General features: G+C 35.1%; 12 protein-coding genes. 3 read left to right on the plus strand and 9 right to left on the minus strand.

The window, feature by feature from the left end; genetic code table 11:
• Positions 1 to 81 precede the first annotated feature (81 nt).
• Complete coding sequence (locus BTR34_RS01660; RefSeq protein WP_068486889.1) at positions 82 to 852, plus strand: NUDIX hydrolase; 771 nt, start codon at positions 82 to 84, stop codon at positions 850 to 852.
• A 50-nt stretch (positions 853 to 902) separates the two neighbouring features.
• Here the strand turns inward: BTR34_RS01660 and BTR34_RS01665 are convergent, their stop codons facing one another.
• The 7 genes from BTR34_RS01665 to BTR34_RS01695 form a co-directional block, all read right to left on the minus strand.
• Entirely contained in the window at positions 903 to 1,652 is a 750-nt protein-coding gene (locus tag BTR34_RS01665) for a LytR/AlgR family response regulator transcription factor (RefSeq protein WP_068486887.1), read from the minus strand.
• Positions 1,653 to 1,658: 6 nt separating this feature from the next.
• A complete protein-coding gene (locus BTR34_RS01670; RefSeq protein WP_068486885.1) occupies positions 1,659 to 4,640 on the minus strand; it encodes a ligand-binding sensor domain-containing protein in 2,982 nt (993 codons plus the stop codon).
• Positions 4,641 to 4,732: 92 nt separating this feature from the next.
• Positions 4,733 to 5,764, minus strand: coding sequence for a hypothetical protein (locus BTR34_RS01675; RefSeq protein WP_157483965.1), 1,032 nt, complete (start codon positions 5,762 to 5,764; stop codon positions 4,733 to 4,735).
• A gap of 9 nt (positions 5,765 to 5,773) precedes the next feature.
• Positions 5,774 to 6,667, minus strand: a complete 894-nt coding sequence (locus BTR34_RS01680; RefSeq protein WP_068486881.1) for an SH3 domain-containing protein — start codon at positions 6,665 to 6,667, stop codon at positions 5,774 to 5,776.
• A gap of 24 nt (positions 6,668 to 6,691) precedes the next feature.
• Complete coding sequence (locus BTR34_RS01685) at positions 6,692 to 7,252, minus strand: hypothetical protein (protein ID WP_157483963.1); 561 nt, start codon at positions 7,250 to 7,252, stop codon at positions 6,692 to 6,694.
• Positions 7,253 to 7,544: 292 nt separating this feature from the next.
• Positions 7,545 to 9,692, minus strand: a complete 2,148-nt coding sequence (locus BTR34_RS01690; protein WP_068486877.1) for a VIT and vWA domain-containing protein — start codon at positions 9,690 to 9,692, stop codon at positions 7,545 to 7,547.
• Positions 9,693 to 9,938: 246 nt separating this feature from the next.
• Complete coding sequence (locus BTR34_RS01695) at positions 9,939 to 12,206, minus strand: alpha-L-fucosidase (protein ID WP_235843273.1); 2,268 nt, start codon at positions 12,204 to 12,206, stop codon at positions 9,939 to 9,941.
• A gap of 232 nt (positions 12,207 to 12,438) precedes the next feature.
• Here BTR34_RS01695 and BTR34_RS01700 point away from each other — a divergent pair, with 232 nt between their 5' ends.
• The gene (locus BTR34_RS01700) at positions 12,439 to 12,900 is read left to right on the plus strand and encodes a pyridoxamine 5'-phosphate oxidase family protein (RefSeq protein WP_068486875.1); all 462 of its coding nucleotides are present in this window, start codon (positions 12,439 to 12,441) and stop codon (positions 12,898 to 12,900) included.
• A gap of 66 nt (positions 12,901 to 12,966) precedes the next feature.
• On the opposite strand, the gene BTR34_RS01705 is transcribed toward BTR34_RS01700, so the two are convergent.
• Positions 12,967 to 13,716 (minus strand): sigma-70 family RNA polymerase sigma factor, encoded by a 750-nt coding sequence (locus BTR34_RS01705; RefSeq protein WP_068486873.1) that lies wholly within the window; start codon positions 13,714 to 13,716, stop codon positions 12,967 to 12,969.
• Between the two features lie 151 nt (positions 13,717 to 13,867).
• Here BTR34_RS01705 and BTR34_RS01710 point away from each other — a divergent pair, with 151 nt between their 5' ends.
• Entirely contained in the window at positions 13,868 to 16,381 is a 2,514-nt protein-coding gene (locus BTR34_RS01710) for a cation-translocating P-type ATPase (protein ID WP_068486871.1), read from the plus strand.
• Here BTR34_RS01710 and upp read toward each other — a convergent pair.
• A complete protein-coding gene (gene upp / locus BTR34_RS01715) occupies positions 16,376 to 17,029 on the minus strand; it encodes a uracil phosphoribosyltransferase (RefSeq protein ID WP_068486869.1) in 654 nt (217 codons plus the stop codon). The genes BTR34_RS01710 and upp overlap by 6 nt on opposite strands.
• Between the last annotated feature and the right edge of the window lie 87 nt (positions 17,030 to 17,116).

A 17,116-nucleotide genomic window follows, 5' to 3' on the forward strand; every position in this document is an offset into this window, starting at 1 on the left:
ACTCAAATATAGAAAAATAGTTTAATAATTATAATTTTTAAGTTTATATTCGTTTATAATTCAAACCATTACCGTTATTTAATGTCCCAATTTTCAGAAGAAACCATAACACTTATTCGCCAAGAGCTTAAAAAGTGCATTCCACAATTATCTATAAACTGTGTTATTTTTAGATTTAACGGCGAGCATTTACAAGTACCCATTGTACAACCTGTACAAGCAGATATTTGGAATATTCCAGGAGGTTACATTTATCAAAATGAAGGAATTAATGAAGCGGCAAAACGCATACTTTTTGAACAAACAGAAATAAACAATTTACTACTTAGTCAGTTCGGAACTTTTGGTTCGGCTCAACGAGAATTTTCTGAAGAAATAAAGGGATATTCAAGTTTAGGCTTTCCTGAAGATATTATTAAACATGTATCTCAACGTTTTGTAACCATAGGATATTATAGCATTGTTGGTCAAAAACAGAAAGATTTAAAAACCGGTCCGTTTTTTAAAGAGGTAAAATGGGTAAATGTGAATGAAACAAAATCGTTGGCCTTAGATCACTCGCATTTGGTTTCTGAAGCTTTACTAATGCTTAGAGCAGAACTACAAAGCAAGCCATTACTTGCTAGCTTTATGCCAGAATCATTCACAATTCCTGAATTGCAAAAACTCTATGAAGCTATTCTTGGAAGACCAGTGGATCGCGGAAATTTTAGACAGCGAATTTTAAAAACGAAAATATTAATTAAGGTAGGAACAGCCACAAAAACAGGTAGCAGACCTCCAATTGTTTATAAGTTAGATACTAAGAAATACCTTGATTCATTGACCCAGGATATGAAATTAGGATTCTAAAATTCATGATATATTAAATATTCAATTAGCTACATTTTTCTATATTAAAATTACCGATGCATCTTATCCAAAATCTCTATAATCTCGGTTTTCTTACGCACTGAAACTGGTACATTTTCTCCGTTTTTTAACATTAAATAACCACCATCGGTTTTGATATAGGCACTAATGCATTGCAGGTTAACCAAATGACTTTGGTGTACTCGCACAAAATCGTGACTACTTAATAAATCGGCAAAGTACTTTAGGGTCTTTGTTACGAATATCTTGCGTTTGTCTTGAAGATGAAAAATGGTGTTATTACTGTCAGATTCGCACCGAATGATATCATCTAAACTGACAATGATAATTTGGTCTAGCGTATGTAACGATATCTTATTCGGCTTTTTCTCCGGAGCCTCAATGGTTTCCTTTAATATCTGCAATCGCTCTTTATTAGGCTGCAACTGCTCTTTTGCACGAGCAATTGCTAAACTTAAATGGTCATTTGAATATGGCTTTAAAACATAGTCGATTGCTGCGAACTTGAAGGCTCTTATCGCGAACTCATCACTCGCTGTTACGAATATGATTTTCGATTTTAAATCGGGGAAAATTTCCAGAATATCAAAGCCTGTACCATCACCAAGCATGATATCCAAGAATAGAATATCGGGCTGATTTTTACGTAGCACTTTTGCGGCTTCCACTACACTCTGTGCCGTTGCGATGATTTCAATATCTGGGTGTTGCGTCTCAATATCCCGCTTTAAAAGGGTTAAGGCGTCAATCATATCTTCTACTATTATCGCTGTATGCATAGGTCTTTAATAATCTGTTAGTAATGGTATTTTAAAGCTAATTTTGGTACCGCCAATACTACCGTCTTCATTTTTAATCTCGCTGATTTTCAAGGTATTGTTACCGGCAATAGATTCCAACCGCTCTTTCGTTACCGTCAACGCCATAGATTGATGGTCTGTTTTTGGTTTTTCGTTCTGCGATTTAAAAATACCCATTCCGTTGTCAATAATACTGCACTGTAAATGGCTTTTTGTGGTGGTAAAGGCTATTTCTAATTCTCCTGCTCTTTCTCCTTTTAATATTCCGTGTCTAATGGCATTTTCTACAAAAGGCTGAATCAACATTGGCGGAATCAATATCTCTTCGGCATCGGGATTGGTATCTACACTGAAAGAACATTCAAATGGTTTTTGAGCCATTAATTGTTCTACTTCCACATAATGTCGTAATGCCTTTATTTCTTGATCTAAACTTATGTGTTCTTTTCTAGAATTCTGTAAGGTTTCGCGAAGCAAAATGGCAAAACTATTAATTGTAGTATCCATCTTTTCGGGCTTGTTGCCTGCCATGGCTTTCACCCCATTTAATACATTAAATATAAAATGCGGATTCATCTGTAATTGCAATGCCTTTTGCTCTAAAGTAAGCAGATAGTTCTGAGTTTTTAAATGCTCTTGAGCGGCTCTGTTTTTTGCTTTTATCCTACGGATATAAAACAAACCTATTCCCAACAATACCAATATTGTCAATGTCAAAACCGACCACTGAAACCAGTCCTTTTTGTATAGGGGACTATCGATAAAAAAACTGAATGTAATTGGCTCGCTTTCTTGCCATCTGTAATTTCTAGATTGCGCCGAAAAGGTATGGGCTCCGTAAGCGAGTCCCGCGAAATTTTGTTTGTTCTCCTTTACCCACGGGCTCCATTCGATATCATCTAATTTTGTTCTGTATTCCACCTCATTTGGGTGGTCTACATCTACCGTTCTAAACGAGAAACCTAATTGTGTTTGTTCGGGAGTTAATTGCAATATTTTGTTACTATTCGTCCAATCTTTTAAAACTAAAGAATCTATATTTTTATAACGTTCTTCAACGCCCGTAAAATATACGGTTGGCGGTGCTGCCGTTTTTTTGCTTTCACTAGGAATATGTTTAGTAAGTCCATAAATTGCACCAAACCAGATATTACCATTAGCATCTTTGTCAACAGCATTTAAGCAGGTTTCAATGCCTAAAAATCCGTCATTTCTACCAAAATGGTACACATCTACAATTTCGTTTTCTGGGTTCAATTCTATTTTATCGACTCCCCTTTCTGAACCTGCCCACAAATAGCCTTGTTCATCGAAAATGAGCTGATAGATATTATTTGAAGATAAATTCTTGCTTCCTTTTAATTGTTGAAAATTAACGGGATTGGTACTTTTAGCATACCAAATACCTTTACCCGAAGTACCTAAATAAATCGTTTCGTCATGAAACAAAATAGTACCGATTGCGGTTTGCTGTTCTAGACCGGTTTCAATACTCGTCACCTTATTATTTTCAATATAGCCTAAATGACCATTTTGTGTGGAATACCAGAGTTTACCATCAGGACCTTTAACCATGCCTTTTATTAGCATGTCAGTAATTCCATTTCGCTTCGAAAAAGTTTTTCTAACCACAAGGCTATCATTGTCTGAATAGTAATTGAATTTTACGATACCGTGGGCATAGGTCGCTGCCCATATAAAATCATCATCGGCAATTACCGTACGCACCCAATCTGACGGAAAACCTTTGCTTTCATCAATAATATGATTGGTGGTTCTTTCTACAGAAACCGTGTCAATATTTATTAAAAAGGTTTCACTCGACGAGAACACCAAACTGTCGACCATTTTAGTCTCTCGAAATAGCAATCCCCTATTATCTGAACCTGCCCAAAGATTCCCTTTTGAATCGCTAGTTATGGTTTTGATTTTTACATCGAAAAAAGTGCTTTCATTAGGTAGTGGATGAATGCCTAGCGAATCAACCTTTGTTAGTCCGGCTTCCGAAGTAGACAACCATAACCCGTCAGCAGCATTATGTACCGCATATATACGATTGCCTTTTAAGCCAGTACTTTGGTCGTAGTGCTTAAAATTGTTCTGAAAGTACTTGTAGAGTCCGCCACCAGAACTTGCAATCCACAAGTTTCCATTATCATCTTCCATGATTTTTCTGATATGCGGAGTAGCTAAGCCGTTAGCCGTATTAAGTCGTTTTAGCTCTGAGAATTTAGTGGTTTCTACCACCGTAATACCATCATTATCAGTGGCTATCCAAAGCTCATCCGTATTATGAATGGACATGGAATTTATACGCGATGGTTCGGGCATCAGAAACTGGTCAGCAGTATTCTCTTTAACCATTATAAATACACCGTCATCAAAAGTTGCCGCCAATATTTTGTTGTTATGTTGTATGACGGACTTAAAGTTATTCGCCTCAACCTTAATTTTTTCAGTGGCGGATTCGCTCAATGCATTAAGTTTCCACAAACCGTTATTTGTAGCCAACCAGTAGTAATTTCCATCAAAAAGTATTGAATTAATTTCGCTGGAATCTATTTCAGCATTTATAGAAATCTTGCATAGTTTCTTATTTTTTGAGTAGCTGTAAAGTCCTTTTTTAGTACCTACATACAACACATTTTCAGCGGTGTTAAATTGTAGTATTTGTGGGGAATTATAATTTACAAAGTTGTTCTTTACTTTTATGGAAAGTCCTTTTTTGGTACCTACAAAAAGGGAATCGTTTGCGGTATGTAAAGCATCAATGTAATTGGAAAGTAATCCGTCACTTTCATTCCAAACTTCGAAGTTTTCTCCGTCAAAATTTGCTAATCCTCCACCTTGCGTTCCTAACCACAAATAACCCATTGCATCTTGCAGCACATCATATACTTGAGATTGCGGTAAACCATCTGCAATGGTATATGCCCGTAGCTGACTGTTTTGCGCAGCTAAGTGCATTGTTCCTAATAAACAAAATACCAATACGAAGTATTTACTAAGCAGATTCAAATATGTGTTCTATTTTAAGTAATTATCTAACGTTATTATGTCTATAATATTTGATATAATAAAGGGTCTTGTATGTTTGTGCTTTGGTACTCGTTGGCATCATTAGACTTCAAAATAGGTGCTAATATGCAGAGTACGGTTGTTTTTCCTTTTATTATTAGTTTGTTTTCTTTGATAGTGCTTCTCCATCTAAAACTTTCTATAGGAATGTTCAATTTAAACAGTACCTCAGCCATTTCTGGGGATTCTGAAATCCAATCCATAATTGCTTCTTTGTCTTCTAAAGTAGGTATATCATCCTCCGAATCAAAAGTAAATTCCCAATCTACCGGAATATTGAATTTGAAACTATAGGCTTTACCAAACGAAGATTCCTGTCTCGTTTTTAGTGCTGTAAACCAATCGATATTAACCGTCGGATACGCTTGCTTGAACTCTTTGGATAAATGCGCCGGACCTAAAGATTCCGCCGTTGGATAATATCCATAATAGGGTTTTGCCAAATAATGGTCTGCATATTTACCACCGAATACATTGAAATAGGGCGATGCTACAACTTCATCTGCTTTGAAGGTATTTTTCAATTCTTGAAGTAAAGGTTGATTTTCTCCCAATCCGCAGGAATGAAAAATGATTTTAGAATCGCTTGTAACACCATCACAGATGGTTTCCATTTTATTCTCACTTATTGCATCTTGCAAACTCCTTTCTGTAATGCGTTCTCCAGTTCTTGTTGTCTTTAACGACATGCCCAACCAGGCGTTACTATGACTTACAATATGAATTTCGTTATACCTTATTTGGTTCTCCCCTGCACTATTTAGATATTTTACTATCTCATCAATAGCAAAAAGACTGTCTACAACTGACATTCTTTGCTTTTCAAAGTACTGCTTGGCATTGCCATAATAGGTGTTATCACCTTCATCAAAACCAGCAATAAAAACGATGGATTCTTGTACCACTTCTTTTTTAGAAGGTGGAGCAAGTGCCGCTCCCGACTGTTGCGAAAACGGCTTCTTACTACCTAACATTAGCACATAAACCAATACTATAATTAAACACTTATTCATAGCTATTTTTTAAAAGTCTATACTAACTACAGCACTATCTTTGATTTGATTAGTTTCTTCTTTTTTAATCAACTTAGATCCGTTCCAGATATACTTTGTTGTAATGAACTCCACATTGTTCTGAGCCATAGCATCATCTAGCGTTTTGATGTTTTTTGTAATCGTTGTTTTTAACAAAATAGTACTCTTAACACCTTGCATATCCGACGGAAAAACAAAAGACTCGGTCTTTAAATAATTGGTATCTGCGTAGTCAATTAAGTCCGCCACTTTTTTGAATCTACCATTGTTCCAGAACAAGTAGCTCTTACCTACTTGGTAACCAGTATCTACATCGGCTAAATCTACCGTAATTACATCTTCAACATTAAACAAACCTAAACTACCGTGGTTTTGAATGTGAACCGGAATGGCTGCCAAACTATCCAATACCATTTTATCTAATTGTTGACCGTTTTTAAAGGCACGTAATTGATATTTAGTTTCGGTAACTCCCGCTTCATTTTTAGCGCTGCTTTGATAACCGTACACAAACTTTACTTGGTTGTCCGCAATACTGCCGAAGGATTTCTGAGCTATCATTCCGCCCCACACCCATCCGGTTTCATTGCCTGTGGTTACGCGGTACCAGTGACTTTTGATTCCGTCTATTTCTATAGCATAAAGACTTTTTTCCCATAAGACCATTTTAGTACCGATATTAAGTAACGTTACTTTTTTACTGCGCACCGATGGCTTTTCGCGAAGAAATACTTTGTGAGCCAATAGATACTCATACGTTAATTCTTCAGCGGGAATTTTTTTGTCCATCACTTCAAATTCTACTTGATCTACGCTTTGGGCGAAGATGTTTACAAATGCAAATAAGCATAGGAATAAGGCACTTTTCTTTAAATTTTTCATGTTTCTAAATTTTAAGGGTTATTACTAATTAATTGCTGTTATAGCGTCTTCAGTATCAAAATCATCGTCGTTCCAGGCAATGCTTCTAAGTACTTTAATTTCTTTAATTGTAGCTGTTTCCGTGTATTGTAATGCGGCTCTTAATATGGTTCCTTCCTTGCCAAATAACTGATTAGGAAAAATGTAGTGTATATCCGTAATAGGTTCGTAGGCATACTCGTTTTTAATACCTGGCAAGGAAATGAAATCATTATCGTTACTTACCAAATAATAGTACTCTTCTGTGCTTGAACAGCAAGCATTATATTCGACCGTTACTTTTAAAATTTCATTGATATCCTCTAAATCCGGATTGCTTAAAACCGAGATGCGTATTTCATCTAACAAACCGAAATCCGAGATAGATAATGTTGCTACATGACTTTCTGGGTTGTTCGTAACAATGACATCTACCAACCAGATATCTTCCTCTTGTTGACCACTACTTCTTTGGTTGGTGACATCGTATTTATCGGTTAATTGAAACTCTTGTGCATTCGTGATATACATGCTAAATATGAAGGCTAAAAGGATGAATTTTCTCATGATATAATTTTTTAGTTGTTTTGTTTCTATACTACTAAATTACAGCAGAGACAGGGCTTTTATGAGGCTGTTTTAGTATTCGTAGCCGTTCATCTAGTTTTCGTTGAACAGTGTGTATTTATTAAGTTTACACCTGGTTTTTACTAGGTTTTTTATAAAGAAAAAGAGCCCCGTAAAAAAGTATGGATTAGATAATATAGAAAGGCACGAAGTAATCTACCAACTAGTTAGAGATTGCTTCGTGCCTTGCAATGGCGTTTTAAAAAAACTGCTTACTGAAAACTAATACTACCTACTTTTTTATCGTTAAAGTCATCTCTTTTTTAACGGATTTTAAAGTAATTTTCTCAAATTCCAATAACATGCTTTCATCAACAGACCAGCGACCATTTTCTAGTTTTTCTATGCCAATCACTTTACCATCTGCATTGAATTGTATACGTAGGCTTTCATACTTTTTTAAATAATTTGTTACCAATTTACTATACATCACTTTGAACTCCATCGTTAATTGTCTTTTTACATTCTTCTCTATTTCATTATTAAAATCTAGGTTGAAAGAGCGCTTGAATTTGCTAGTCTCTTTGACGGCTGCTTCTGCTCCTACGGCTGAATTATTTACATAATTTGGCATTGGTAACGGCTGTTTTACTTTTGTCAGGGTTCCATCTTTATTCACTATGGCTTCATCTACCGCTACGAAAGATGTGTAATTGGTCAACAAATTGTATTTCAATCCTAATGCTACGACCTCATCTTTTACGTCTTCATTGAACAAATTGTTATAATCATCTAACTCCGCTATTTTCTTTCTTGCCCACAAATAACCCAATGCTTTGTTTTGCTTGCTTAATTGCCCGTCAGACACATTGTACACTTGTCTAAATCGCTTCTTGCCTTGGTAACCAGTTACGATAATTTCACCCTCTGCCATGCCTCTATATTTTCCATGAATAACCACCGGTCTAGCGGCAAATACATCAGGTATACTTTTTTGGGCAAGGTCATACATATCAAATCCTTTCGATTCTATTTTTACTCTGGTCAACAAGGGTGTAGCAATGTATTTTGCAAATTCTTCCGCTACTTCTGCAGCTTCTTCCGATGTCGTTGCAATGAAAGATTCACTGTTGGAAACCTTCGCCATACCTTCTATTAAATATCTATTGACGCTAGACCCTATTCCGAAGGTGAATACATTTGCTCGATCTAAGTTATTGCCTATCAATTCAAAGGCTTCTTTTTCTACACTAACATATCCGTCGGTAATTACTACCATAGACCTTGCAACGTTCATTTCTTTTCTTGGTAGTTTATAAGCTTCACGCAATGCACTTAGCAACTGCGTACCGCCACCGCCTTGACCTTCGGATAAAAAACGAATGGCTGCTTCAATATTCTGCTCGGTCGATTCTACTGGTGTCGCACTAAACATAGTTGAACTAGAAGCGAATAACTGAACATTGAAGGTGTCGCTCATTCGTAAATTGCAAAGTAAGTTTCGCATTAATTGTCTTGAAACTTCCAATGGATAACCGTTCATTGATCCCGAAACATCTACAATAAACAGATATTCTCGTGCCGGAATATCATGTAATTCCACATTTTTATTTGGTTCCATTTGATAAGTAAAGAAGTTTTCATCTTCTCCCTCGTACAGTAATAATCCCGTTTGAATTTGATTTCCCCTTAGATTATAATTCAATATGAAATCTCTGTTCGAGGGATTCTTATTTTCTTCGGATAAAAAGACTTCGGCTGTTTTTGAATTAGGATGATTCACCGTTACTTTATGACTGCTGCTATTAATATTCTGAATAATCATGCCCGCATTTAGGGTTACCGACATATCAAAATCAAAACTATCGGCTATGCCCTTCGCCGAATATGGCATATTGAAACTCTCTTCATTTTTAGTACTCTCACCCGTAAACCTAGGACCTACAACTCCTGGTGCTACAAATTGATATTCCCCATTTACAGGCACTAATATTTCTGTGTAATAGATATCTATGGCAATTTCATCGCCAGGCATAATATTACCTACGTTCATTTTAAAAACATTGGGTCTATCTTGGTCTAACTTCGCTGCTCGTTTACCTTCTTCCAAAGCAGCATCATACACTTTTTGAGCTTCTTGTTTTTCAAATATTTTGGCATTCACAATTCTATTGCCAATAGTCATCTGCATTTTATGAACCGCTGCTTGTGTAGAAAGCGGAAATACATATTTCGCTTCTACAGCCCCGGTTCCTTTATTCTGATATACTTGCGTAATTTGAACATGAGCAACCGTACCAGCTATATTTACAGTTGTTTCTGATGACTTTAAAGGAATGATAGCATCTTCTGTGGATACCAACAAATACGGACTTTCATTATCTTGTGAGAAACCTGTAAAGCAGGTTATGCATAGTAAAAAGATGTACAGTAGTTTCATGATCTTAGTTTTAGATTATTATTATTTGAAGTCAAATCTAATTGTGAACTACGGGAGAAACCGGTGCCTTTTAGTATTCGTTGGGGTTAAACTAGAATTCGTTGAAAATTGCTACCATCCTTAAATGTTTAAGCTTTCAACAGATTTATATACGGTTGCAATACTAATTACCATTGTATCTTAACAAAGTTGGGTTCAACCATTAATATAAAGGCTGAACCCAACTTTGTTGAGATTTTAAAAAAACTAATTCTTATAAAAATCTAGTTCCGCTATGGCAGAAGAGGTATTCGAACCTGTAATTTCATCACTTTCTAATTTTAAATATCTAGTAGAAAAAGCGGTTTTAAACTTATGTGTTCTAGGTGTTGGGTCATTAATTAAATTGCCAAACTCAAAACTTTCTATTTCCTTCCAACTTTTACCGTCAAGACTACTATAAATAGTTCCTTTTTCAAACATTCCAGAATTAAAATCCGTTGGTGGTGTATATTTAAAAGCACTAATTTCAGTTTCTTCTCCTATATCTAGAGAAACAAAATGATTGCCGTAACTATTCTCATCAGCTTGCCAAAACGTTCCTGTATTTTCATCCATTAGCATGTCAACAGTATGTTCTTTTAGTTCACTATCTACATTAAGAATTTTCCAGTTTTCTTTAAGAATACCAAAAGTATAATCTGATACACTCCCCAATTCTTCATTTAAAATGGCTACCGCCTTTATGTTACCATCTGCAAACTGAAATGGTTCTATATATTCTGCAGAATTTATATCGGGGACTTCACCTGTTGTTGTATAGACTATCTTTAATCCCTTATTTAGATTTTCACCTGGATTTTCGCCATTTGGATTCCATTTAAAATCGGCCATTTTTGGAGCGATGTTTACCATGCCTTCCTTGGACCTCTTTATTTCTAAAACAGGGGGTCTTGTCTTATAATAGTGGGCAGAAACATGTTGAATAACCGGTGTAGCTCTAAAATCTAGTATACGTAACCGTAATTTATTCGTTGTTACTTCGGGAAATCTAAGAATTCTTTTGTACCCAATATTTGTGCTTGTCAAAATCTCTGTCCATTGGTTATTTACCCATGCATCCAATGCATGACGGGACACACGTTCACCATGTCTTTTCACATCTTCTTGGATAACGAACCTATTGATCTTGATGTCCTTTGGAAGTTCAAATTCAAGCGTTAATTTATCATCATTTAAAACTAAAAAGGTATCCTCATCTTCATCTAAAACGTTATTATATCCTTTGGCATTTTCTAATAAATTAGTACCATAGGTCTCTTCTATTCTTTGGCCCGTTTCTTTTAAAACTTGTACATCTTGTTCTGAGAATTTTCCTTCTCTATTTGGGGGTATATTCAATAAGAAAATTGAATTACCGCCAACGGACCTTTCGTAGATATCAAAAACATCATCGGTATTTCTAACTTTTTGTTCGTTTTCATTTCTATAAAACCAACCCTCTCTAATAGATGTGTTTGTCTCTGCTGGCTGGTAATGTAGATATTTACCCTCCATAAGCCTATCTATACTTCCAACATCTTCTGCGGTTATATCTGCAAATAAGTTCATTGTCCTTGGATCTTCATTATAGGGCACAACGTTCCACTCCGTATCTCTTGTTCCCCCAGCTTCATTGCCACACCAACGCGTACCTTCCTTTCCAAAAACTACCGCATTTGGAGCAAGCTCATTAATTAACTTCTTCCAATCTCTATAGTTATATTGTTGCCCTCCTTTTCTTTTTGGATGCGCACCATCAAACCAAACCTCATCTATTGGACCATATTCAGTTAACAGTTCAAATAATTGATTCAAAAAATATTCATTGTAGTCATCGACTTCAAATTCAAAAGTATTTTTATTTTCAAACGGTCTATCTTCAACTGGTCTTGGAATAGTTCGTAACGTATACTCGCTTAAATTTCCGTATAAACCTTCCTTATTTTCTATTTGATACAAATCTGCAGGTGACAAATAAACACCTAGTTTTATTCCGTACTTTTTACATGATTGAGACAGTTCTCTTAAAATATCTCCTTCTCCGTTTTGAAAAGGCGAAGACATAACCCCATGTAGAGTATACCTACTTTGCCATAATACAAAACCATCGTGATGCTTTGCCGTAAAAATTACTTTTTTCATCCCAGCATCTTTCATTGCCCTACACCACTGGTCGGTATCTAAATTTTCTAGATTAAAAACCTTAGGATCTTCCATGCCATTTCCCCATTCCAATTCCGTAAACGTATTTGGTCCAAAATGAACAAATGCTATAAATTCATCTCTTAAAGCATTCATTTGATTTTTTGTAGGAATGACATGTGAAGCCTTTAGCAATACCGAATCTTTATTGTCGTCCTCATCTATTTCAATTGTACTATCAGTTTTATACAATATACTAGACTTCGTATTCTCGCCACATGAAAAAACAAGCAAAAGAAGCATGAAAAATTTCAACATTGAGGCAATTGTATTCACTGGCGATTTATTCATAAAAATAGTTTTAGTAGTTAAGTAGCCTTTTAAATTAACTTGAAAAATTTCAAAACAAAATTTTATTTGGAATAAAAAGTACGCTATGATTGCTAAAGGTGTTATTATTTTTACAATAAAAATTTAAAACTATTTTGAGTTATTAGACTTTTGTTATTCATATACTGACTAATATCATGTGCTGCGCTTAGAATGATGTATACATTTAAGTAATTAATAAATGGCAATAGTCATGAGAAAAAATTTGGATAAAACGGAATGTAAAGCATTATTGGCGCAAAACTACATTGGTAGACTGGCTTATGTTTCTGGTGGATACCCACATATTGTACCTATAACCTATTTCTACGATTCGGATACGAATACCATAACCAGTTATTCATCCGAAGGTCACAAGATTCACGAAATGAGGAAAAATAAAGCTGTTTGCCTGTTCATCGATGAAATAGCCTCAATTACAAACTGGAAATCCGTTTTACTACAAGGTACTTTTGAAGAACTTTCAAGTATTGATGCAAAGCATATGCTACATGAATTCTCCGTGGGCGTTAAAAAGGTAATTTCAGATAATTATGGGGAACACCCTAAATACATAAGTGAGTTTTCTGCAAAAATCGATGCCGAGGATACCCCTATTATCTTTCGAATTCATATTAATGAAATTACGGGTAAAATAAGGCAAACCATTAAATAATCATTTACTTATAACATCAAAATAAATGCTCTCATTTTAGTGAGAGCATTTTCTACATTAGTTACTTTAAAGTAGAAATCTGTTTTCAAAACTATTTTTTACTAATTCACGAGCTTTAGATAAAATTTCTTCTACTTTGGTAAGTGAAACTTCCCGAATATCAGCTATTTCTGTTAAAGTAAACCCTTGTTTCGTATAAAGTTGAAAAATAGTCCGCATTGGTAAATCCATTTTATTTAGCACAAACTCCACATGGTTTGATATACGATCTTCTTTCAAAGAAGCATCTAATTTTTCAGCAAGTTCTTTTTCTTCTTCCGTAATAAAAACATGATCGAGTGTATAGTTTTGTTTATTTAGCGAGCTATCGTCCATTTCTTCTAACATGACGAAATCTCCATCGCCATCTCTACTATACTGCTCTTCCATAGCATCCCATTCTGGCTTAGAATAGGTATCTATATTATCAAAAAACACATGATCAAACTCCTCCTCGAGTAAACTATCCTCTAATAATTGATCTACCGTTTTAAAAAGAAAAGTATGTAACTCGTTTGCTCCATTTATCTCATCCATATGCTCATAAACCTCAATGAATAGTTGATCCGTAAAATCATTAGGGTTAAACATACCCTTATTTAACTTTCCATTTGCTACGGCACTATTTAATCGCTTTGACACGTACTTGTAAATATTTGGTAAAACTTTCAACAACTCTGTATTAAATAGCTCCGGATTTTGCTCTTTTTTAAGGGAAACCAATCGAGTATATGTTGTTTTCATTAGTATTCGTATATCCTTTATTACTGCTTCCATAATATTAAAATTAAAGGTTTCTTATACCAATAAAAGTGCACACTAATAGTCTCAATTAAAATGATATATGTCAGTGAGTTACCTAAATATTTCTTATACATTAGTACTACAAATTTATTAACCTTATCATATGATAATTCGATAAAAGTGTATGATCAATGCCGCTGATTTTGGAATTGAAGGACTTACTGAGGAGCAGGTTACTGCCTCTCGAGCAGCACATGGGACAAACACTTTTAATTATAAAAAGGAAAATAGTTTTTTAGATGCCCTAAAAAGCATCGCTAAGGAGCCCATGGTTATATTACTACTTATAGCTTCATCTATCTATTTTATAACTGGTAATTGGGGTGACGGTATTTTCTTAGCTTCTGCCATTGTTCTTGTGGGCTCCATTTCATTATACCAAGATTCTAGAAGTAGAAAAGCTTTAGAGAATCTCGAAAATCTTACCCACCCTAAAAGTAAGGTCATACGCAACGGTGTAGTTGTTGAAATTGATAGTCAAGAAATTGTTGTTGGTGATTATCTAATGGTTGAAGAAGGCACTACCATTTCTGCGGATGGTGTTATAGTTCACTCAAATGATTTTTCTGTAAATGAATCTATTTTAACTGGCGAGTCGCTTTCTGTTTATAAGGATGCCAAAAGCACTGATAATTTAATATTCACAGGAACTACCGTTGCCAGTGGATTGGCAATTGCCCAAATTACTGCTATTGGAAACCTGACCAAACTCGGAAAAATAGGAAAAAGCCTTGAAGATATTACCGAAGAAAAAACGCCTTTAGAATTAAAGATTTTCAACTTCGTAAAATTAATGTCTATTTGGGGAGGCATTATTTTTCTTTTGGTTTGGTGTTTAAACTATATGCGCTCTGGTCTTATACTCGATAGTTTATTAAAAGCACTTACCTTGGCCATGAGTATTCTTCCAGAAGAAATACCCGTAGCATTTACCACATTTATGGCTTTGGGTGCATGGCGATTAATGAAAATGGGAATTGTGGTGAAACAAATGAAAACTGTTGAAACCCTAGGTAGTGCCACTGTTATTTGTACTGATAAAACTGGTACTATTACCCAGAATAAAATGGCATTAGCCAAACTATTTACACTAGAGACCGGTAAAATTGTAAACACTAAAGATATATTAGGAAGCAACGAGAAAGACCTCATTACTACCTCTATGTGGGCAAGTGAACCCATACCTTTTGATCCAATGGAAATTGACATCCATAATTGGTACCGTAAGTTGACTGATATAGATGAGCGCACTTATTTTAAAATGGTTCATGAATATCCACTAGGTGGTAAACCGCCAATGATGACACATGTATTTCAGAATAAACAAGGTAACCAAATCATTGCTGCAAAAGGTGCCCCTGAAGCTATTATAGCGGTATCGAATCTTACTTCTTCTGAAATTGAAATCATTCAAAACACACTTACCGAATTAGGTAAAGATGGGTATAGAATGCTAGCGGTTGGCAACGCGATATTTATAGGAGAAAATTACCCTAGTGAGCAGCAAGATTTTAAATTTGATTTTAAAGGTATTATTGCTTTTTACGACCCTCCAAAAGAAAACATTCCACAAGTTCTTAAAGACTTTGAAAGTGCCGGTATACAAGTAAAATTGGTTACCGGTGATAATGCAAATACGGCAATGGCAATTGCCAAACAAATTAATTTTAAAGGGTACGAAAAATGTATTTCTGGTGATGAGCTTATGCTACTTACAGATGCCGAATTACAAGAGAAAGTAAAACACATTAACGTATTTTCTAGAATGTTCCCAGATGCAAAACTGAGAATTGTAAATGCGTTAAAGAAAAATAACGAAGTGGTAGCAATGACGGGTGACGGAGTAAATGATGGTCCGGCTTTAAAGGCATCGCATATTGGAATCGCAATGGGCAAAAAAGGGACTGAAATTGCCAAACAAGCCGCTTCTCTTATCTTGGTAGATGATGACCTATCTAAAATGGTAGATGCCGTTGCCATGGGCAGAAAAATATATACCAATTTAAAAAAGGCTATTCAGTATATCATTTCTATACATATACCTATCATCCTCACCGTATTTATTCCATTGGCATTACGGTGGATTTATCCGAATATATTCTCGCCTTCACACGTTATTATTTTAGAATTGATTATGGGACCAACGTGCTCTATTATTTTTGAAAACGAGCCTATGGAAAAAAACTTGATGATTAAAAACCCTAGACCTTTTTCAACTACTTTTTTTAATTACAAAGAACTCACTACAAGTGTTATACAAGGCTTAGCTATAACTGTTGGCGCATTGGTAGCTTATCAATATTCAGTATCTGTAGATTTCTCTGAAAATAGTACACGTACCATGGTATTTATGGTACTCATTGTAGCCAATATCTTTTTGACTTTAGTAAATCGTTCTTTTTATTACTCCATATTCACCACATTGAAATATAAGAATAATCTGGTTCCGTTAATCATAGGACTTACCATTATACTTTCATTAGTATTATTGTATGTACCCGTACTAACCCGCTTCTTTGAGTTTGAAGCTTTATCAATAACTCAATTAGGAACAACAATACTAATAGGTGCTTTTTCTGTACTTTGGTATGAAGTTGTAAAAGGAATAAAGCGTACTAAGAAAAAGATGAAATTATAGCTTTTCACCAAAAGCTAAATCCCCGGCATCTCCAATACCAGGGATAATATAGCCTCGTGCATTCAAATCTGGGTCAATAGCTGCGATCCATAAATGTGTGTTTTTTGGAAAGGTATCTTTAATATAATCTATACCCGCTTTAGCCCCTATAACCGAGACAATATGAATTTGTTCAGGAGTTCCGTGATCTTTTAATCCTTTTAAAACATTTTCTAAAGTTTTGCCCGTTGCCAACATAGGATCTGCTAATACTAATATTTTACCATCTAGAGATGGGGCCGCAAAATAGTCGACAACAACTTCAAAATTATCTTCATTGTCTTCGTGTTTTCTAAAAGCAGATATGAATCCGTTTTCGGCAGTATCAAAATAATTCAGCAATCCTTGATGCAATGGTAAACCTGCTCTTAAGATAGAGCATATAACTACTTGATCCTGCATTAAATACATAGATTTATTACCAAGCGGAGTTTCTATATTTTTAGAAACGTATGCTAATTCTTTACTGAACTCATAACCTAGCACCTCTCCTATACGTTCAATATTTCTACGAAAACGCATCGAATCTTTTTGAACCCGAGAATCTCGTATTTCTGAAATAAACTGATTGAGAATTGAATTTTGGTCGCCTAAATTATGAACGGTCATAAATGCTAATTTTTATTCTAAGGTACTGTTTTCAAAAATAAATCTTGATAGTATAAATGACATCATTTATACTATCAAGTTATACAA

The sequence above is a fragment of the Maribacter hydrothermalis genome (genome assembly GCF_001913155.1).
GTDB lineage: Bacteria > Bacteroidota > Bacteroidia > Flavobacteriales > Flavobacteriaceae > Maribacter > Maribacter hydrothermalis.

Coding starts and splice junctions, on each gene's coding strand:
- BTR34_RS01665 (WP_068486887.1), bottom strand. CDS start 1,652: ATGCATACAGCGATAATAGTAGAAGATATGATTGACGCCTTAACCCTT.
- BTR34_RS01710 (WP_068486871.1), top strand. CDS start 13,868: ATGATCAATGCCGCTGATTTTGGAATTGAAGGACTTACTGAGGAGCAG.
- BTR34_RS01690 (WP_068486877.1), bottom strand. CDS start 9,692: ATGAAACTACTGTACATCTTTTTACTATGCATAACCTGCTTTACAGGT.
- BTR34_RS01685 (WP_157483963.1), bottom strand. CDS start 7,252: ATGAGAAAATTCATCCTTTTAGCCTTCATATTTAGCATGTATATCACG.
- BTR34_RS01675 (WP_157483965.1), bottom strand. CDS start 5,764: ATGAATAAGTGTTTAATTATAGTATTGGTTTATGTGCTAATGTTAGGT.
- upp (WP_068486869.1), bottom strand. CDS start 17,029: ATGACCGTTCATAATTTAGGCGACCAAAATTCAATTCTCAATCAGTTT.
- BTR34_RS01660 (WP_068486889.1), top strand. CDS start 82: ATGTCCCAATTTTCAGAAGAAACCATAACACTTATTCGCCAAGAGCTT.
- BTR34_RS01680 (WP_068486881.1), bottom strand. CDS start 6,667: ATGAAAAATTTAAAGAAAAGTGCCTTATTCCTATGCTTATTTGCATTT.
- BTR34_RS01695 (WP_235843273.1), bottom strand. CDS start 12,206: ATGAATAAATCGCCAGTGAATACAATTGCCTCAATGTTGAAATTTTTC.
- BTR34_RS01700 (WP_068486875.1), top strand. CDS start 12,439: ATGAGAAAAAATTTGGATAAAACGGAATGTAAAGCATTATTGGCGCAA.
- BTR34_RS01670 (WP_068486885.1), bottom strand. CDS start 4,640: ATGCACTTAGCTGCGCAAAACAGTCAGCTACGGGCATATACCATTGCA.
- BTR34_RS01705 (WP_068486873.1), bottom strand. CDS start 13,716: ATGGAAGCAGTAATAAAGGATATACGAATACTAATGAAAACAACATAT.